Annotated in this window: 16 protein-coding genes; 11 read left to right on the top strand and 5 right to left on the bottom strand. The window is 62.3% G+C overall.

The window, feature by feature from the left end; all coding sequences use genetic code 11:
* The first annotated feature begins 55 nt into the window (after positions 1–55).
* From RCF49_RS18350 to RCF49_RS18335, 4 genes are all read left to right on the top strand, one after another.
* Positions 56–883: an aspartyl/asparaginyl beta-hydroxylase domain-containing protein gene (locus RCF49_RS18350; protein ID WP_342641232.1), complete on the top strand. Its 828-nt coding sequence runs from the start codon at positions 56–58 to the stop codon at positions 881–883.
* A 61-nt stretch (positions 884–944) separates the two neighbouring features.
* A complete protein-coding gene (locus RCF49_RS18345) occupies positions 945–2,663 on the top strand; it encodes an ABC transporter ATP-binding protein (RefSeq protein ID WP_342641231.1) in 1,719 nt (572 codons plus the stop codon).
* Entirely contained in the window at positions 2,656–3,825 is a 1,170-nt protein-coding gene (locus RCF49_RS18340; protein ID WP_342641230.1) for a dATP pyrophosphohydrolase, read from the top strand. Before RCF49_RS18345 ends, RCF49_RS18340 begins: the two co-directional genes overlap by 8 nt.
* Positions 3,809–4,666 (top strand): NTP transferase domain-containing protein, encoded by an 858-nt coding sequence (locus tag RCF49_RS18335; protein WP_342641229.1) that lies wholly within the window; start codon positions 3,809–3,811, stop codon positions 4,664–4,666. Before RCF49_RS18340 ends, RCF49_RS18335 begins: the two co-directional genes overlap by 17 nt.
* Here RCF49_RS18335 and RCF49_RS18330 read toward each other — a convergent pair.
* Positions 4,649–5,377, bottom strand: a complete 729-nt coding sequence (locus RCF49_RS18330; RefSeq protein WP_342641228.1) for a phosphocholine cytidylyltransferase family protein — start codon at positions 5,375–5,377, stop codon at positions 4,649–4,651. The two genes, RCF49_RS18335 and RCF49_RS18330, sit on opposite strands and share 18 nt — an antisense overlap.
* Positions 5,378–5,475: 98 nt before the next feature.
* Between RCF49_RS18330 and RCF49_RS18325 the strand changes: the two genes are divergently transcribed.
* The 7 genes from RCF49_RS18325 (at position 5,476) to RCF49_RS18295 (ending at position 12,686) form a co-directional block, all read left to right on the top strand.
* Complete coding sequence (locus tag RCF49_RS18325; RefSeq protein ID WP_342641227.1) at positions 5,476–6,429, top strand: metallophosphoesterase family protein; 954 nt, start codon at positions 5,476–5,478, stop codon at positions 6,427–6,429.
* A gap of 195 nt (positions 6,430–6,624) precedes the next feature.
* Positions 6,625–7,068 (top strand): HIT family protein, encoded by a 444-nt coding sequence (locus tag RCF49_RS18320; RefSeq protein WP_342641226.1) that lies wholly within the window; start codon positions 6,625–6,627, stop codon positions 7,066–7,068.
* Positions 7,069–7,174: 106 nt separating this feature from the next.
* Complete coding sequence (locus RCF49_RS18315; protein ID WP_342641225.1) at positions 7,175–8,383, top strand: LptF/LptG family permease; 1,209 nt, start codon at positions 7,175–7,177, stop codon at positions 8,381–8,383.
* Positions 8,383–9,456: an LptF/LptG family permease gene (locus RCF49_RS18310; protein WP_342641224.1), complete on the top strand. Its 1,074-nt coding sequence runs from the start codon at positions 8,383–8,385 to the stop codon at positions 9,454–9,456. The genes RCF49_RS18315 and RCF49_RS18310 overlap by 1 nt, the downstream gene beginning before the upstream one ends.
* Positions 9,457–9,532: 76 nt before the next feature.
* Positions 9,533–10,798, top strand: a complete 1,266-nt coding sequence (locus RCF49_RS18305) for a CDP-alcohol phosphatidyltransferase family protein (RefSeq protein WP_342641223.1) — start codon at positions 9,533–9,535, stop codon at positions 10,796–10,798.
* The gene (locus RCF49_RS18300) at positions 10,795–11,760 is read left to right on the top strand and encodes a diacylglycerol kinase family protein (RefSeq protein WP_342641222.1); all 966 of its coding nucleotides are present in this window, start codon (positions 10,795–10,797) and stop codon (positions 11,758–11,760) included. Before RCF49_RS18305 ends, RCF49_RS18300 begins: the two co-directional genes overlap by 4 nt.
* A gap of 11 nt (positions 11,761–11,771) precedes the next feature.
* Positions 11,772–12,686 (top strand): hypothetical protein, encoded by a 915-nt coding sequence (locus tag RCF49_RS18295; RefSeq protein ID WP_342641221.1) that lies wholly within the window; start codon positions 11,772–11,774, stop codon positions 12,684–12,686.
* Here RCF49_RS18295 and spt read toward each other — a convergent pair whose 3' ends face one another.
* The 4 genes from spt to RCF49_RS18275 form a co-directional block, all read right to left on the bottom strand.
* Positions 12,687–13,910, bottom strand: coding sequence for a serine palmitoyltransferase (gene spt, locus RCF49_RS18290; RefSeq protein ID WP_342641220.1), 1,224 nt, complete (start codon positions 13,908–13,910; stop codon positions 12,687–12,689). It abuts the gene before it with no gap.
* Between the two features lie 2 nt (positions 13,911–13,912).
* Positions 13,913–14,167, bottom strand: a complete 255-nt coding sequence (locus RCF49_RS18285; RefSeq protein WP_342641219.1) for an acyl carrier protein — start codon at positions 14,165–14,167, stop codon at positions 13,913–13,915.
* Between the two features lie 51 nt (positions 14,168–14,218).
* The gene (locus tag RCF49_RS18280) at positions 14,219–15,241 is read right to left on the bottom strand and encodes an NAD-dependent epimerase/dehydratase family protein (RefSeq protein ID WP_342641218.1); all 1,023 of its coding nucleotides are present in this window, start codon (positions 15,239–15,241) and stop codon (positions 14,219–14,221) included.
* Positions 15,242–15,304: 63 nt separating this feature from the next.
* On the bottom strand, positions 15,305–17,194 hold the full coding sequence (locus RCF49_RS18275; protein ID WP_342641217.1) for a fatty acyl-AMP ligase: 1,890 nt from the start codon (positions 17,192–17,194) through the stop codon (positions 15,305–15,307).
* Between the last annotated feature and the right edge of the window lie 37 nt (positions 17,195–17,231).

Here is a 17,231-nt window from a genome sequence, read left to right as displayed (position 1 = left end):
CCTCGCGGCGCGTAATGACAGACATTCCGTGCGCGACGAGCCAGGGTCGAGTGAGATGTCCAGTATCAGCGAAGATTCCCATATTGGCGTCGTTGCCTGGTTGAAGCAGAAACGGCGCAGATACGTCAAGCAGACCGGCAAGCGGTTTATCCGCGGCCTGGCTGATTTCCTGGCGCAGCAGTCGCTGGTCGGCGACAAACCGGTCATGGACAGTCGCGATTTTCCCTTCCTGGAAAAGTTCACCCAGAACTGGGAGACCATTCGCGACGAGATCGCCGAGGTGCTCAAACACCGGGAAGCCGTGCCAACCTTCCAGGAAGTCTCGCCCGATCAGAAGCGAATCGCCAAAGGCAATAACTGGCGCACGTTCATCCTGTTCGGCTTCGGCGAGAAACTGCCGAAGAACTGTGCCAAGACGCCCGTCACAACGCGCTTGCTGGAGCAGGTCCCCAATCTTCAGACCGCCTGGTTCTCCATCCTCGCCCCGGGCTATCACATTCCGGCGCATCGCGGCGTTTCGAAAGGCATTCTCCGGGCCCATCTCGGCCTTATCGTGCCAAAGGACGCCGAACGGTGCCGACTGCGGGTCGCCGATCAGATCTGCGTGTGGCGCGAGGGCGAGATCTTCGTCTTCGACGATACCTATGAGCATGAGGTCTGGAACGATACCGAAGACGAGCGCGTCATTCTCCTGTTCGATTTCGACCGGCCCATGCGCTTCTGGGGACGGCTGGTGAATTCGAGCTTCGTGAAGCTGCTCAAGCTCACGGCCTATTACCAAGAGCCAAAAAAGAACATGCAGAGTTTCGAGGACCGGTTCGAGGCGGCGACCCGTCGCGCTGACGCAAATCTCGAGAAATTAAGCGACGAAGCGCAAAGCTGATCGCGACGCCACATGCCGCGTTGACTTAGCCTCGCCTTTCGTGGCTGGATGCGCCGCGAAAATGCTAAATGTTCTTAAGATCTTCATCACGGCACGCGGCACCAGACCCTTTCTGGTGCTGTTTTGCCTTGTGCTCGCCGGCCTGTCGGAGGCAGTCAGCCTCGGCACGCTGCTGCCCACCATTTCGCAAATCGGCGGCCATGCGGATAGCAGCACATCCACCCTCAATCGGATGGTCTCCGAGGGCCTCGGGCTGCTAGGGATTGCACCAACCCTTGGCAATCTGGTCACGATCGTCTCGGCCGCCTTAATCCTGAAGGCGGTCTTATCCTTCGCGGCGCTTTCCTATGCCGGCATTTCGGTTGCGGATGTGTCGGCCAATATCAGAGCGCAGCTGCTCGAGCAGCTGATGGCGGTCAAATGGGGCTATTTCGTTGACCAGAGGGTCGGCCGTATCGCCAATGCCATCAGCAATGACGCGACCCGATCAGGGGATGCCTATTTCACCGCGGCGCGCTTCGTCTCGCTTCTGGCACAGGGGATCGTCTATCTCGCCGTTGCCGTGCTGATCTCCTGGAAGCTCGCGCTCACCGGCATCGCCGTCGGCATGGGACTGATCCTGTCACTGAACGTGCTCGTGCGGGTGTCGCGCCGCGCCGGACGCCGCCAAACCGACCGCACCTCCGAGCTCGTGACCTATGTCTCGGATGCCTTCAACAATATCAAGCCGCTCAAGAGCATGAACCGGCAAGCGCCGTTTGCTGCCCTGTTCGCCCGCAAAATCAAGAGCCTGCGAAAAGCCTTGGTGAAGAAGGTGCTCGCCAAGCAAGGCCTTACCTATGGTGAGGAGGTGCTGATCGCGATCATGCTCGGCGCAAGCGTCTATCTCGCGGCCGATGTCTGGGCGGTGCCGCTGCCAGAGCTGGTGGTGATGGGCATCCTGTTCTACCAGGTGGTGTCGATCACCGGCAAAATTCAGCAGAACTACCAGACCGCGGTGGAGCTTGAGAGCGCCTATTGGCGTGTGACGGAGCTCATCGAGGAGACTGCCGCTCAGCGCGAGCCCGACCGGGGTGTGCTGCAGCCGACACTGGAGAAAGGAATCGTCTTCGAGAATGTTTCCTTCGCCTATAAGGACCGGCTCGTCTCGCATCAGGTCAATCTCACCATTCCCGCTGGCGAAATCACGGTTTTGCAGGGACCATCGGGTGCGGGAAAGACCACCATCATCGATCTGCTTATCGGTCTTTACCAGCCCAAGCAGGGCCGGATCCTGATCGACGGGGTGCCGATCGAGGAGGTGAAGCTCTCGGCCTGGCGCGGCATGATCGGCTATGTCCCACAAGAGATCAGCCTGCTGCATGGAACGATCGCGGACAATATCGCTTTGGGCGACACCACGATCACGCGCGAGGATATCCATCTCGCCCTCCAGAAGGCGGATGCGCTGGAATTCGTGAAGGAGCTGCCCGACGGCATCGATACGTTGGTGGGCGAGCGCGGAACCAAGCTGTCGGGCGGGCAAAGGCAGCGCATCGCCCTCGCGCGGGCTCTGGTGGGCGATCCCAAGCTTTTGATCCTCGACGAGGTGACCAGCGCGCTCGATCCGGAAACCGAGCTGGAGATCTGCCGAAACATTCAAATGCTCGGCGGCTCCTATACGATCATTGCGATCACGCATCGTCCGGCCTGGACAGCCATTGCCACGCGGCTCTATCAGGTCGCCGGCGGGAAGGTCATGCCGATCGGCATCGCAGAGGATGCAGCCTTGCGTGCTTGACGCGACCGCAACAGCTCCGGCCCATTCCAGGTCCATGGTCGAGATCCGCACCGTCGCCTCGTCTCGCGATCTCAAGCTGTTTATCGAGATCCCCAAGCTGATCCAGGGTGGTGATCCGCACTGGATCGCACCGCTGCCTTTCGAGCGGCGTGAGGTTTTAACGCGGGGTAAGAACCCGTATTTCGAACATGCGGAAGCTGCCTTGTTCCTGGCGTTCAGGAATGGTGTACCGGTCGGGCGCATCTCGGCACAGGTCGACCAATTGCATCGGCAGCGTCATCCAGGCCATGCCGGCCAATTCGGGTTCATCGAGGCAGTCGATGACGGCCAGGTGTTCAAAAGCCTGTTCGATGCGGCGGAGATGTGGCTCAGGGCCAGGGATAGCCGGATCGCCCAGGGACCGTTCAGCTTTTCGATCAATGAGGAAACCGGATTGCTGATCGATGGCTTCGATACGAGTCCACGGGTCATGATGGGGCATAATCCGCCCTATTATGCGGGGCATATCGAAGCGCTCGGCTATCGAAAGGCGAAGGACGTCATCGCCTATGACTATGACGCGCGCCTTGCGATGCCGCGGTCGATGGAACTCCTGCTCGACAAGGTCCGCAGATCCGGCGACTTGACAGTGCGGCCGCTCTCCAAGAAGCGCCTGTTTCAGGATCTCGATGTCATCATCGATATTTTCAACGACGCCTGGCGGGACAATTGGGGTTTCGTGCCGATGACGCCCGCCGAGATCCGCAATATGGGCAATCAGCTGAAGTTCCTGGTGAAAGAGGGCTATATCGCCATCGCCGAATATCGCGGCAATCCGGCCGCGATGGCCGTCAGCCTGCCCGATGTCAATGGCTGGCTGAAAGGGCTCGACGGCAGGCTTCTGCCCTTCGGATGGACGAAGCTTGCTACGCGCGCCCTCAAGGCTCCCGAGGCCGTCCGCATGCCGCTGATGGGGGTGCGCAAGGAATATCAATCGTCCGCAGTTGGATCGGCGTTGGCGCTTGCGGTGATCGATGCGGTTCGGCGCTATCACACGGAGCGGGGAACCTATCGCGCCGAGCTGTCCTGGATCCTCGAAGATAACGTGGCGATGCGCCGGATGATCGAGCTGCTCGGCGGCAAGCCCTATAAGACGTACCGGATCTATGAACGCAATCTCTAGGGGCTCCGGCACTGAGAACCCAAGGCTTTCACCCTACAACGTCCTGGTGCTTGCTGCCGGGCGGGGTGCGAATGATCCCATGGCGAAAGCGTTCGCGGTGAGCCATAAATGCGCGATCCCGGTCGGCGGGGTGCCAATGCTGGTCCGGGTCCTCGCCGCGCTGAGCCACAGCCGTCTTGCCGGAAACATCGCCGTCTCGATCGACCGGGCCGATATCGGCCAGTCGCTCGCCGCTGAAGCAGGTGTTCCCGCGCGGATCATTCCGGCAAGCCAGAGCGCGCCGCGATCAATCATCGATGCGATCGAGCGGCAGGGCGTCAGATTGCCGCTGCTCATCACCACCGCGGATCATGCATTGCTCGACCAGGCGATGCTCGACCATTTCATCCGAGCCTCGCAAGCATCAGGGGCTGATCTGACCGCCGGGCTTGCGACCGCTGAAACAATCCTGGCGGCTTATCCCTCCTCGCAGCGCACATTCCTCCGCTTTGCCGGCGACCGGGTATCGGGCTGCAATCTGTTCGCGGTCAATCGTGAGGCCGGCCTCAAGGCCATCGCGTTCTGGGACAGGCTCGATCAGCTCCGCAAGAAGCCCTTCCGTCTGGTGGGAGCGTTCGGGATCCGCCCGCTCCTACTCTATGGGCTGGGACGCCTCAGTCTCGCGCGTGCCTTCCAAGAGGCCTCGCGCAAGCTGGAGCTCGAGGCGCAGCCGATCCTCATGCCCTTCGCAGAGGCGGCGATCGATGTGGACAAGCCAGCAGACAAGGAACTGGTGGAGAGCATCCTGGCCAGCCGCAGGGCAGCAGCCGCAGGGCTGCCGGAACTACCAGCCGGCCACTAGCTTGCGGGCCTGATCGAGATCGGCGGGGAAATCAACCTCGCACCATTGCACATCCGAGACCGGCACGGTTCTCACATCCGTCTGTCTGGCAAGAGTGCCGATGGCGGACGGGAACCATTGCTTGAGGGATGCGGGTTCGCGCATGGCCCGTTCGAGCACCCGGCGATAGAGCGCGCCCCCCTCGCCCCGGAAGATGTAAAAGCCGATGGCCTCAGCGTGCACCTTGTCGGTCGGCAGTGTCTTGCCGATGTCGCGAAGGCGCTCGCCTTCGAGCACCACCTTCATGTCGTCCGCGTCGTAGCTGTTCTTGTAGTTCACAGCGACCGTGACGGGATGGGGGGGCGCGGCAAGCAGCCGCTCGACCATATCGGCCGCGAAGACGTTGTCGCCATTGACCTGGATGAACTCACCATCCATCTCGGCCCGGGCCATCCAGCAGCTGGCGAGATTATCGGCAACGGAATAGAAAGGATTGAATACCGTCCTAATGGAGACAGAAAGGCTGTCGGCGATCTCGCTCAAAGCCTGTTCCATCTTTGCGACAGCATAGCCGGTTATGACAACGAATTCTCTGACGCCACACGAGACGAAGGCCTCGATCTGCCTTGCAATCAGCCGCTTGCCGCCAATATCGAGCAGGGCCTTCGGAATGTCCTCGGTGAGCGGCAGGAGCCGACTGCCCTGGCCTGCGCCAAGGATGAGAACTTTCACTGGGCTGCCTTTCTGATAGAACCACCGGAGAGTCGGCACCTGAGATCGCATCGCATTGCCGACCTGTCAACGCCGTTCAGCCGGTTTAATTGTGTTAAATGTTCACCCTGGCTCACTTCTCAGACCCACATCTGGCTCCCCTGAAGCCGCCACGGCTCAAGGATCTCGCGACCAAGCGCTTCTACGGATATCAATCCTGGATGCGGCGCCGGCGCTTCATTCACCGGCGCGAGATCGTCGACCTCATGGTGGAGGACATCGCGCGAGCGCAGGTCGATCACATCGCGGTAACCGGAGATCTCGTCAATATTTCGACCCGATCGGAGTTCAAGGCCGCTACGCGATGGCTCGAGACGGTAGGACCGCCCGACAAGGTGACGGTGGTGCCTGGTAATCACGATGCCTATGTTCCGGTTGCATGGGAAAAGGGTCTCGGGCTGTGGCAGCCCTATTTCACCGGGGACATGCATGTGGGCAAGGGCACGGGAGATGATCCCTTCCCCTTCGTGAGGACCCGGCGCAACATCGCCATTATCGGGGTCTCCACCGCTGTGCCGACGCCGATCCTGGTCGCATCGGGATTGGTTGGACCTAAACAGATCCACAGGCTGGGCGAATTGCTGCCGCTGCTCAAAGACCGTGGATTTTTCAGGGTGATCCTGATCCATCACCCGCCGTTGCCCGGCATGAATTCGCCGCGAAAGGCACTGGAAGATGCCCGCGCGTTTCGGGACGTGATCGAGCGGGAGGGTGCCGAGCTCGTCCTCCATGGCCATAATCACGAACACTCCCTGCGACAGGTGTTCTCGCGCAGCGGACCGGTCCAGGTGGTCGGGGTGCCCTCGGCCTCTGCGCTTGGCCGCTACGGGAAGCCGTCAGCCGCCTGGTACTGTTATCGCATTGCTCGCGCGAAGGGCGAGTGGCAATGTTCAGTTGCGGTGCGCAGCTTCGATGAGGCGAGTGGCCGGTTCCGCGAAACCGACAATTTTCAGCTCGATATGAACCCAGCCGCCGAGCAGCCTCGCGATCCCGTTCTGATCCCCGCGGGGTGACAGAATTGCTCGCGGTTTCCAAAAGCCACGGCTTGGCGAGGGATTGCAACACGAGTATGGTCCTTGTGGCTGAAGATCCGCTTAGGAGCACATTTTTGAACGGGTGCTGATCAGCAATGGACAGCAGCCGGCCGCCCAAGCTTCCGCCGCCGGCCTGCATCTTTTCCCAACCATGAAATAATCTGGACAAGTCGATTGAATACCACCATCGCCAAATTCGGATTTCCCGAGACCCTGATTGAGGACTACGAGCATTGGTGCGTGCTGTTGCGGCCGGCGCAAGCAACGCTCGGCTCCCTGGTGCTGGCCCATAAGGGCGAGGAGACGGCGTTTGGCGCTCTTTCGGTTGCCGCCTTCAGTGAACTGGCCGAGGTCAGCCGCGACATAGAGGCGAGCCTGAAGGCGTTCCGGACTTATGACCGGATCAATTATCTCATGCTGATGATGGTTGATCCCCATGTGCATTTTCACGTGCTGCCACGGTATCAGGCGGCGCAGAGCTTCGATGGCGTAGCATTCGAAGACAAGGGCTGGCCAGCCGTGCCCAATCTCGGCGCTGCGGTCACGCCGGATGCAACGTTGCGGCAAAAGCTGGTGAGCACGCTCAAGGCGTGCTGGACCAAAGGCCACAACTCTTGAGCTCAAGGACGCGAAGAAGGGGCAGCGCTGCTTTTCCCGGGCGCGGCAAGCTCGATAGAGCTTGCGGCAGTGGAAATGCAGATATGTGCCAAGGATCGCTTCTCCGATGCTGATTGGATCGCGCTATATTCTGCGACAGATCTCAACGCCGCTCATCGGTGCGATGGCGATCGGCCTGCTCGTGCTTCTGGCCGAGCGGTTGGTGCGGCTGCTCGATTTCACGCTGGGCAAGAAGAACTCCTTCGCCATCGTCTTCGAGATGCTGGCCTATCTGGTGCCGCATTATCTCGGCCTCGCGGTGCCGGCCGCGCTGTTTCTGGGGCTCCTGTTCGGGTTCAACAAGCTCTCGCGCAACAGCGAGCTTGATGCCTTTCTTGCCGCGGGGATCGGTCTGCACCAGCTCGTCCGACCGGTGCTGGTGCTGGCCGGTATCCTGATGCTGGCATCGCTTGTCATCTTCGGTTGGGCGCAGCCGCATGCGCGCTATGCCTATCGGGCCATATTGTTTTCTGTGAAGAACGTGGACGTGTTCTATCTCGCCGAGGAAGGCGTGTTCATGCAGGCAGGCCCGCGCACGTTCATCCTGGACGAACTCGAGCGCGGCACACGCAAGTTCCAGCATATTTTCCTATTCGACGAGAGGGGGCCGCGGGGAAGCGAAACCATCACGGCGCGCAGCGGGCAATTGGTGGAGGTGCCTGGTGAGATCAGGCCGGTCCTGCGGCTCGAAGACGGGCATCGCCTCCGGGTCGAGGGCTGGCCGGGGGTTGATCCGGCCAATCCCACCCCGAAGCAGGTGGTGGGCAATTTCGCGATCGGGGAAACACCCCTGGGCAGCACGGCGGACCGGCTGTTTAGAACGCGGGGCGAGGATGAGCGGGAGCTCACGCTGCCAGAGCTGATCAACCCGGCCACCCCCGTGCCCGCCGATTCCACGCCGGCGAAGATGCGGGCCGAGCTGCACAAGCGGCTCGTCAACATTCTGTCGCTGCCAATCCTGACCTTCCTGGCGGTGCCCTTCGCCTTGGGGCGCCGACGCGGGATGCGCGCCTACCGCTTTGGCGTCGCGCTCATCATCCTGATCGCCTATCACGAGATCATCGAGCAGGGCTCCGTCATCGTGCAGATTGGCAGCGCCTCGCCCTATATCGCCCTGTGGCTCCCCTTCCTCGCGCTCACGGCTTTTGCGGGCTATCGATATTATCAGGTCTGCTTCACCGTACCGTCGGAGTGGCTCGAGCCCGTCCTCGACCGGCTCAATGACTGGATCCGCCGCCGCTTCCGGCGCACCAAGCCATCGGAAGGGCGTAGCTGATGGGCACGCTCGCGAGAATGCTCACCCGGATGTTCGTGGTGCGCTTCTTGATGATCCTCCTGGGCGTCTCGCTGTTCGTGGTGACGCTCGATGTGATCACCTATGTGGATGACATCCTGTCGCTCAGCGGGGCGACCGCCTGGGCCGTGCCCTATTACGCATTGCTGCGGTTGCCGACCATCGCCTCGAGCTTCATCGGCATTTCGGCCCTACTCGCCACGTTGCTTCTCCTGATGGAGATCAGCAATTCCAATGAGCTCGTGGCGGTCTGGGGAACGGGTGTGTCGCAGATCCGGCTGATCGGCATGCTGACACCGATCGCGATCGCCATCGGCGCCCTCACCTTCGCGCTCAATAATTATGCGATCCCCGCCGCCGCGCCCACCCTGCATTCGTGGGGCATCGGCGATTACGGGGAAAAGAAACTCAAGGTTGGCGAGGGCGATCCGATCTGGATGCGCTCGGGCAATGACATTCTGCGGGCGGGCGCCAGCAATATCGATGCGACCGTCCTGCGCGATGTGATCATCTTCCGAAGGGACAGCAATGGCATTCTCCAGGAACAGCTCATGGCGAATACGGCCGAGCTGGTGGATGGCCGCTGGGAGCTCAAGGATGTCACAGTCTATTACCAGGAGAATTTGCCGCCCAACCGGCTCGATCGCATGATCTATAGCGGCGCGATGCGGCCGGCGGCCGCGGGCTCTCGTTCGGGGGACCCGGAGGAAATGTCGGCCACTGATCTCGAATATTTCATCGAGAATGCCGGATTCGGCATCAGACCAACTCAGGTTTACAAGACCTGGCTGATGAAACGGCTCACGGCGACCGTCACCGCGCTCCTGATGATCGCGCTCGCCGTGCCGCTGTCGGTGCGGTTCAAACGCGGCGGAGGGCTTGGGGTGATGTTCGTGGTCGGTGTCGGTCTCGGCTTTGCCTTTTTCATTGTGGACGGATTGGCCGTCACGCTCGGGGAGCTCGGCATGGTGCCACCGTGGATGGCAGCCTGGATGCCTCCGCTGATTTTTGCAGGAATTGCCGGCGCGATGATCAGCCGGGCCGAGGCGATCTGAGACGCGAGCCTTGTCCCTCGGCCGCGAAGAGTTGTATGGAAAGCAATCCGCCACATTGAGTAATGCAGCATCCGGCATGAGTCCATCAGCACGCCCGTCGCGCCAGGGTCAGATCCGACCGTCATCATCTGCCCGCGGCAGCCAGGCTGAGGGGATCGATCGGCGCGCCGAGCAGGGTCGAAAGCGGCCGGTCTTGTGCATTATGGGCGCGAGCAATGTCACCTTGTTCGGCCTGTCACCCGCTCAACGGCTCGTTCGCCAGTTTGCGCGGGTGGGCGTTACCCAAGTGATCAGCGAGCACGAGGCGGCCAACCATTCGGGGCCGGTCATCCTGGTGAGGGGCGATGCGGCGATCGACCAGCCGCTGGTTCAGTATCTTGCCGAGCATCCAGATTTCATTCTGACCCGAGACAGACAGGGTGCAACGCCGGTGGCCGCGCATGTGACCGGCGGGGTCCAGAATATTCGCCTCGTTCAGACAGCTCTCACCACCGCGAGCACTCAGCCGCCGCTGCCCGCCGGCATGCGCCATGGCTCCCCTGGGGAACTGGAGGTCACCTTCTGGTCGGCGTTGCGCAAGCGCGAGGTTCCCTATGCGCTCACCATCGATAGCACCAATGTCCGCGCTGTCGAATGGCGCATCTTCATGGGCACCTATAAGGGGGCGACGGATGTCGTCACCAAGCATCTCTGGCCGGTGCCCGCCTATTGGGTCACCCGGTGGATCGCACCCGTGGGGATTACGCCCAATATGGTGACCACCATCGGCGCTGCCATGGTGGTGGTCGCTTTCCTCCTGTTCCTCAAAGGGGCGTTCGCGGCGGGGCTGGTGGCCGCGTGGCTCATGACTTTTCTCGATACGGTCGATGGCAAGCTCGCGCGGGTGACACTCACCTCCAGCAAATGGGGGGATGTCTTCGACCACGGGATCGACCTCGTGCATCCGCCGTTCTGGTATATCGCGTGGGGCTTGGGCCTTGGCGCGGCGGGTCTTGCCTTACCATCCCCCATGCTCATGTGGACGCTGGTGCTGATCTTCGGCGGCTATGTCCTGCAGCGGGTCATGGAGGGCATTGCCATCAAGGCACTGGGCCTTGAGATCCATATCTGGCGGCCGATCGACACGCTGTTCCGTCAGATTACGGCACGGCGCAACCCCAATCTGGTGATCCTCACCGGCTCGGTGATCGCAGGCCGGCCCGATATCGGCCTTGTCACGGTTGCCGCCTGGACGATCATCTGCCTCGTGCTGCATGGGGTGCAACTGGCACAAGCGCTCACCGTAGCCCGCCGGAGCGGGCCGCTCGTCTCCTGGATGCGAAAGCCGGTCACAGCGCCATGACGATTGGGCTCATCGTCAATCCCGCCTCGGCCCGCCGTTCGGGCAAGGGATTGGCGCTGGCGCATCAGGTGGCGGGATACCGTCATGTCGAGACCCGCATTCTCGAGCAGTTCGCGAGCCTCCCCGACGTGCTGAAAGATCTCGCTGGTGCTGGCGTCGACACTCTGTTCATCAGCTCAGGCGATGGAACCGTGCAGGCCGTCCAGACGCTGCTGGGCGAGGCCTCTCCGTTTGCGCGCCCACCCCGCCTTGCGCTCCTTCCGCATGGCACCACCAACATGAATGCGGATGATGTGGGCTTCCGCATCCGCAAAATCGCCGAGATCGCCGAAATCATGGGTACGCCCGACCGGCTGGCCCGCTCCACGGATGTCAAGCGCCGGCATACGCTCAGGGTGGTCAATCCCGCCGGGCGAGGCCCCCAGCATGGCATGTTTCTCGGAGTGGGCGCGCTCGCCGAGGCTGCCCGGCAGACACAGACGCAGCTCAACCGGCGCGGTATTGGCGGACAGATTGCCCCCGCCATGACGCTCATGCGCTCGGTCGGCAAATTCCTGTTCTCAACACCCGCGCCCGATGATGTGACCCGCATCGACCGTGCTTATCCGATGGACGTATTCGCCGATGGCAGGCTGAAGACCTCGGGCGACCAGCTGCTGCTGCTGGTGACGACCTTGAGCAAGCTCGTGCTGCGCTCGCGGCCGTTCTGGGGCGGGGCTGGCGCACCACTCAGGGCGACGAGCATCTGTTATCCCCCGCCCCCGCTGATCCGCAGTATCGTGCCGCTGATGTATGCGTGGGAGGAGATGATCGCGCCGGCAGGTTGCGTCAGCTTCTGCGCCGACCTGATCGAGGTTGATCATTCCGGCCTGGTGCTCATCGATGGTGAGTTCTTCGATGCGCCAGCCGATGAGCCATTACGGATCGAGACCGGCATCGCGCTCGATTATCTCTGCGGTTAGGCGGGGCTCGCGTGCAGTCAACCGATCGTCAGCGCCTGTTGAGGCTCGTTGCAGACCGGCTGCAACGACAAGTGCCGGCACCTATAGAGGGGTTGGCGGAGGCTGCCCGGGCGCGACATTCGCCGGGGGTTGTTGCGGTGCTCGCCTATGGATCATGCCTGCGCGGCATCGATCCGCGAGAAACGCTGGCGGATCTCTATGTGCTGACGGAGACAACCGCCGCGGTCAGCCGCAATCCCCTCAGCCGGCTCGGGTGCAGGCTGCTGCCGCCGAATGTCTATTATCTCGAGGCGGATATGGGTGCGGAACGGTTCCGGGCCAAATATGCGGTCATGCCGATTGATCTGTTCGAGGCTTGGGTCGCGCCTTCGACGGATAATCCCTATTTCTGGGCGCGGTTTGCACAGCCGAGCGCCCTCGTGTGGATCAGGGACGACATTACGCGTCAGCGGGTCATCACAGCGATCGCGCAGGCGGTTGCCACCATGCTGGGCGAGGCAAGGCGGCTTGCGGGCGGTAATCAAAGCCAGGATCCGCTGAAGCTGTGGCAAGCCGTGCTGCGCGAGACCTATCAGACCGAGTTGCGTTCCGAGAGCGTCGACCGGGGCAATTCCATCGTTGCAGCCGATGCGGACTGGTACCGGGCGACCGCGGGAGCATTGCCAGCCCATGGTACGGACAGGGACAGGTCACCGGGCTCAATCGCGCGGAGCTGGGCCCACCGGCGGCGGCGCGGCAAGGTTCTTGCGGCGCTGCGGCTGATCAAGGCCGCCTTCACCTTCCAAGGCGGCGCCGACTATCTCGCCTGGAAGATCGAGCGCCATTCGAAGGTGAAGGTCGAGCTTACAGACTGGCAGCGCCGACACCCGCTGATCGCTGCCATCACCCTGATGCCACGGCTCTATAAGCGAGGCGGCTTCCGCTAGTCAGGCATCTGCTGCCGCAAGACGCGGCTCAGCAACCACCTCACGGAACAGGGCGATGATGCGGTCGATATCCTCATCGGTGTGAGCGGCCGAGACGGAGCATCTGAGCAGGCAGACCTTGCCCGGGGTTCCCGGCGGCAGGGCGATGTTCACATATACGCCCGCCTGCAGCAGCGCATGCCACATGGCGATGGTCGAGGGCTCATCAGGCCCGCGCACCGCGATGACCGGGCTTGGCACGGCGCAACCCAGCTCAAGCCCCAGCTCGCTGAAACCTTGGTGCAGCCGCGCGGAGTTGCGGCGCAGTCGGGCCCGCCGCTCAGGTTCTGCCCTGAGCTTGCGGACCGCCGCCGTGGCGGTGGCAACGCTCGAGGGGGAGGATGAGGCGGTAAACATATAGGGACGCGAGGCATAGCGGATCACGTCGAACATGGGGTGATCGCCTGCCCCAAAGCCGCCAATCGCGCCCACGCTCTTCGAGAAGGTGCCGACCACGAAATCGACCTCGCTCTCAAGGCCGGCCTCTTCCTGGAGGCCACGGCCGTTCTCGCCGAGCACGCCAAAGGAATGGGCCTCATCGACCATGAGAGCAAAGCCATGGCGGCGCTTCACCTCGACGAATTCCTCGAGTGGCGCACGATCGCCGAGCATGGAGTAGATGCCTTCGAGCACGACCAGGCGGCCACCTCTTTCCTCGCCGGAATTGGCAAGCCGCGTCAGCCGGCGGTCGAGATCCTCGGCATCATTGTGCCGGAAGCGGACCAGCCGCGCGCCCGACAGCGTACAGCCATCGTAAATCGAGGAATGGCTGTCGGCATCGAGGAACACCGTGTCGTTGGGACCGGCAAGCCCCGCGATCATGCCGAGATTGGCCTGGTAGCCGGTGGTGAAGGCGATGCAATGCTTGCGATTGAGGAACCGGGCAAGCTCGTCTTCCAGCTCACGATGAATGGAATAGGTGCCATTGGCGATGCGCGAGCCGGTGGTGCCGGTGCCAAAATCCTCCAGCGCCTGCTTGCCCGCCTCGATGCAATCGGCATCGAAGGTGATGCCCATGTAATTGTTGGTGCCGGCCAGGATGGTCTCGCGTCCGGCGATGATGGCGCGGGTCGGCGAGAGCATCCGCTCCATGGGCAGACCGACGGCATCCCTGCCGCCGGTCGCTGCCATCATTTGCGCGTGCCGGCCGGCAATGTCGCGGTATTTGTCGAACAGATCTACCATGCTCACTGTCCCTGGCCGAGGCGCTGCTGAACGACATTGGCAAGCTCCGCCATGGTGCGGATCTCAGCCAGAAGGTTCAGGGGAATGTCGATGTCGAAGCGATCCTCGATTTCCATCACGAAATCCATGACAGCGACCGAGTCGATGTTGAGATCGGTCGCGATGTCGGTCTCCGGCGTTATGGCCACGCCCTTGGTGTTGAAAGGTGCGATCAGCTGGCAGAGCTCTTCGAAGATCTGCTCTTTCGTCTCGCCCATTACTGCTACCTCCATGACGCAACCCGCTCGCTTCACGCGCTGCCTTCTAGCCTAGGCGGGGGCTGCGGACAACCAGCCGGCCTGATGATACCAATCCAACGTCTCGGCAAAGCCTTGGGTGAAGGGCACTTGCGGATGCCAGCCGGTCAGATCCGACAAGCGATTGGTCCTGCACACCCAATCCGGGTGATAAAGCTCGGCGACCTTGCCCGGGCTCAGCATGGGCGGCTTGCCGGACAGGCGCGACCAGAGCATGCTGGCCGCCGCTGCTGCCGCCATGACCATGCGTGGAAGGAAGATGCAGCGCCCATTCCCCTGCCCCGTCGCCCGCTTCAGCTCCTGCCAGTCATAGCCACCGGGCTTGCCGTCGTCGATCTCGCAGACCTCGCGGTCAACCGCGGTGTTGCCAATCACGTGAGAGATGGCCGAGACCACATCACGGACATGGATCAAAGACACTCTACCCGTCCGACAGGCAGGGATCATCGAATGACGGCGCGCGAGCTGCTCCACCAGGGGCAAGGTCGCCCGATCGCCCGGACCATAGACGGCCGGGGGTCGCAACACCACCCAGGACAAAGAACTGCCTGCGGATGCCAAGGCCTCCTCCCCGCCCCGCTTGCTCCAGGCATAATCCGACAAGGCCGGCTCACGTGCGGCAAGGGATGACAAAAGGATCATGCGTCGCACGCCAGAGACGATCGCCGCGTCAACCAGCCGAGCGGTCCCCTCGATATTGACGGTCGCAAAAGCGCTGCGATGGCGGGCCGCCAGAAGGCCGGCACAGTGCACGACCAGGTCGGCACCATCGCACAGCTCGCGCAGAGATCGGGGATCGCCGAGGTCGCCTTGTATGACGTTGAGCTCACCAGTGCCTTGCTGCGCGCGGGGAAGGACCATACGCCCCGGATTGCGGATCAGAAGCCGTAAAGAATGACCCCGCTCAAGCAGATGGGGAATGAGATGCCCGCCCACGAAGCCACTGCCACCGGTGACAGCGAGGGTCAAAGGCCGCAGCGGCTGCTCGATGCCCTGTCCTCGATCTGTCGCTGTGGTGTGTCTCTGCTCGAGCATCCGGATTTCCCCGAAACCGGTGCTCACGCCTCCGGCGAGATGCCCTATGCTCCGGAATGAAGTCTATTCTGCGGCGATCGCGTGCGCCTGATCCTCGTCCACGGCATCGGCTTTCGCTGCGATCTTCGTCACGTCGAACAGCTCGCCAGACAGATATTTGCGCTTGGCACCGGCGCGAGACAACTTGCCCGACGATGTGAAAGGCAGGCTGCGCGGTGCGACGAGGACGATGGTGCACTCGGTGCCCGCAACCTGCCGGGCAACCGCCTCGGCGCGGCGGCGCAGATCCTCGCGGCCCTCCGCATCATGGAGGCGGCACTGAACCAAGACGACGATCTCATCCTCACCGTTCACGCCTTCCACGGCGAAGGCCGCGACATCATCGCCCCGCAGACCATTGATCTGCTCGACGGCCCATTCGATATCCTGCGGCCAGATGTTGCGGCCGTTATGCAGGATCAGATCCTTGCTGCGGCCGGTGATGACAATCTGGCCATTCAGCCAATAGCCCATATCACCGGTGGAAAGCCAGCCAGCCTCATCCATCACGGCAGCCGTGGCGGCAGAATTGCGGAAATAGCCGCTCATCAGGCTGTCGCCGCGAACCCAGATATGGCCAATCTCGCGCTCGGCAAGGACGCATCCGAATTCGTCACGCAGCTCGACCTGGTAGCCGGGCAGCGGCCGGCCGCAGGCCACGAAGCTGCGGCTCTGGCGGTCATCTCCCGCAAGGGCTGCAGCCGGCACAGCCCGGCGCGACTGCTCGTAATGAGCAACGTCGATCGTATCGACCAGGATCGGGTCATCGACTTCGGATATGGCAATGGCGAGGGTCGTCTCGGCCATGCCGTAGCAGGGCATGAAGGCGTGCGCATCAAAGCCCGCGACCCTCAGCTTGGTTGCGAAGAACTCCAAGACATCCGGCCGGACCATATCACCGCCGATACCGGCAATCCGCCAACTCGACAGATCAAGCTCATCGGCCTGCCCATTGATGCGGCGCGCCGCAAGGTCGTAGCCGAAGCTCGGGCTGAAGGCGATGGTGCAGCGGTTCTCCGACATGAGCTGCAGCCAGAGAGCCGGCCGACGGGCAAAGGACGGGGTCGCGAGATAATCGACCGTCACCTGGCCCATCAGCGGTGTCAGGCAAAAGCCGACCAGGCCCATGTCGTGGTAAAGCGGCAGCCAGCAGAAAGCCCGATCGGACGGCCTGATCTTCATGCCATTCACGAGGGTGGTGCGGCCATTGGCGCAGATCGCGGCCTGGCTGATCAGCACGCCCTTGGGATCGGAGGTCGAGCCCGATGAATATTGGATATAGGCATCCTCGTGCGCCTCGAACGGACGCAGCTCCGCATCGGATGCGGGAAGAGAGGCAAGCTCCGCATGCGTGAGCACGAGGCCAGTGCCGCTCTTTTCCGCCGCTGCAGCCAGGAATTCCCGCAGCTCGGCGGGCCCCACCGCCACGGATGCCGAGGCGGCGCGAAGCATGCCCGCCACGCGCTCCACATAAGCGTCACGGCCGCCAATATACATGGTGTAGGGCATTGGGCAGGGAATAAGCCCTGCATATTGGCAACCGAAGAACAGCTCCATGAATTCCGGGCCAGTCTCTGCCACCACGGCCACCCGGTCGCCACGGGACAGGCCAAGCGAGACCAACCGCCGGGCTGTCATCCGAGCACGCTCGCGCAGAGCAGCGTAAGGCATGGCCAGCTCAAGACGGCCGCGCGGCGAATAGAAGTTGAACCCGGTGATGCCACGGGCGGCATAGTCGAGCGCCGCTGTCAGCGTTGCGAAATCGCCCTGCCGCTGAGGCAGATCATGATTCGACCGCGGTGTCGGCTTCAGCAGGTCACGGAGTTCCGATACACCGTTCCCGTCAGCCACATTTCCCCCGTCGACAGTCGCATGCTCGGCAATTTTCAGCACGTTTTCCCGCTCGCTTTCCACCGAAGAGCAGGCGCTCTCCGGTACCTCACTTCCCGTC

This window comes from Rhodoligotrophos sp. CJ14 (assembly GCF_038811545.1).
GTDB lineage: Bacteria > Pseudomonadota > Alphaproteobacteria > Rhizobiales > Im1 > Rhodoligotrophos > Rhodoligotrophos ferricapiens.
Note: the sequence above shows the minus strand (reverse complement) of the source record. Positions and strands in the feature narration are given on the sequence as shown.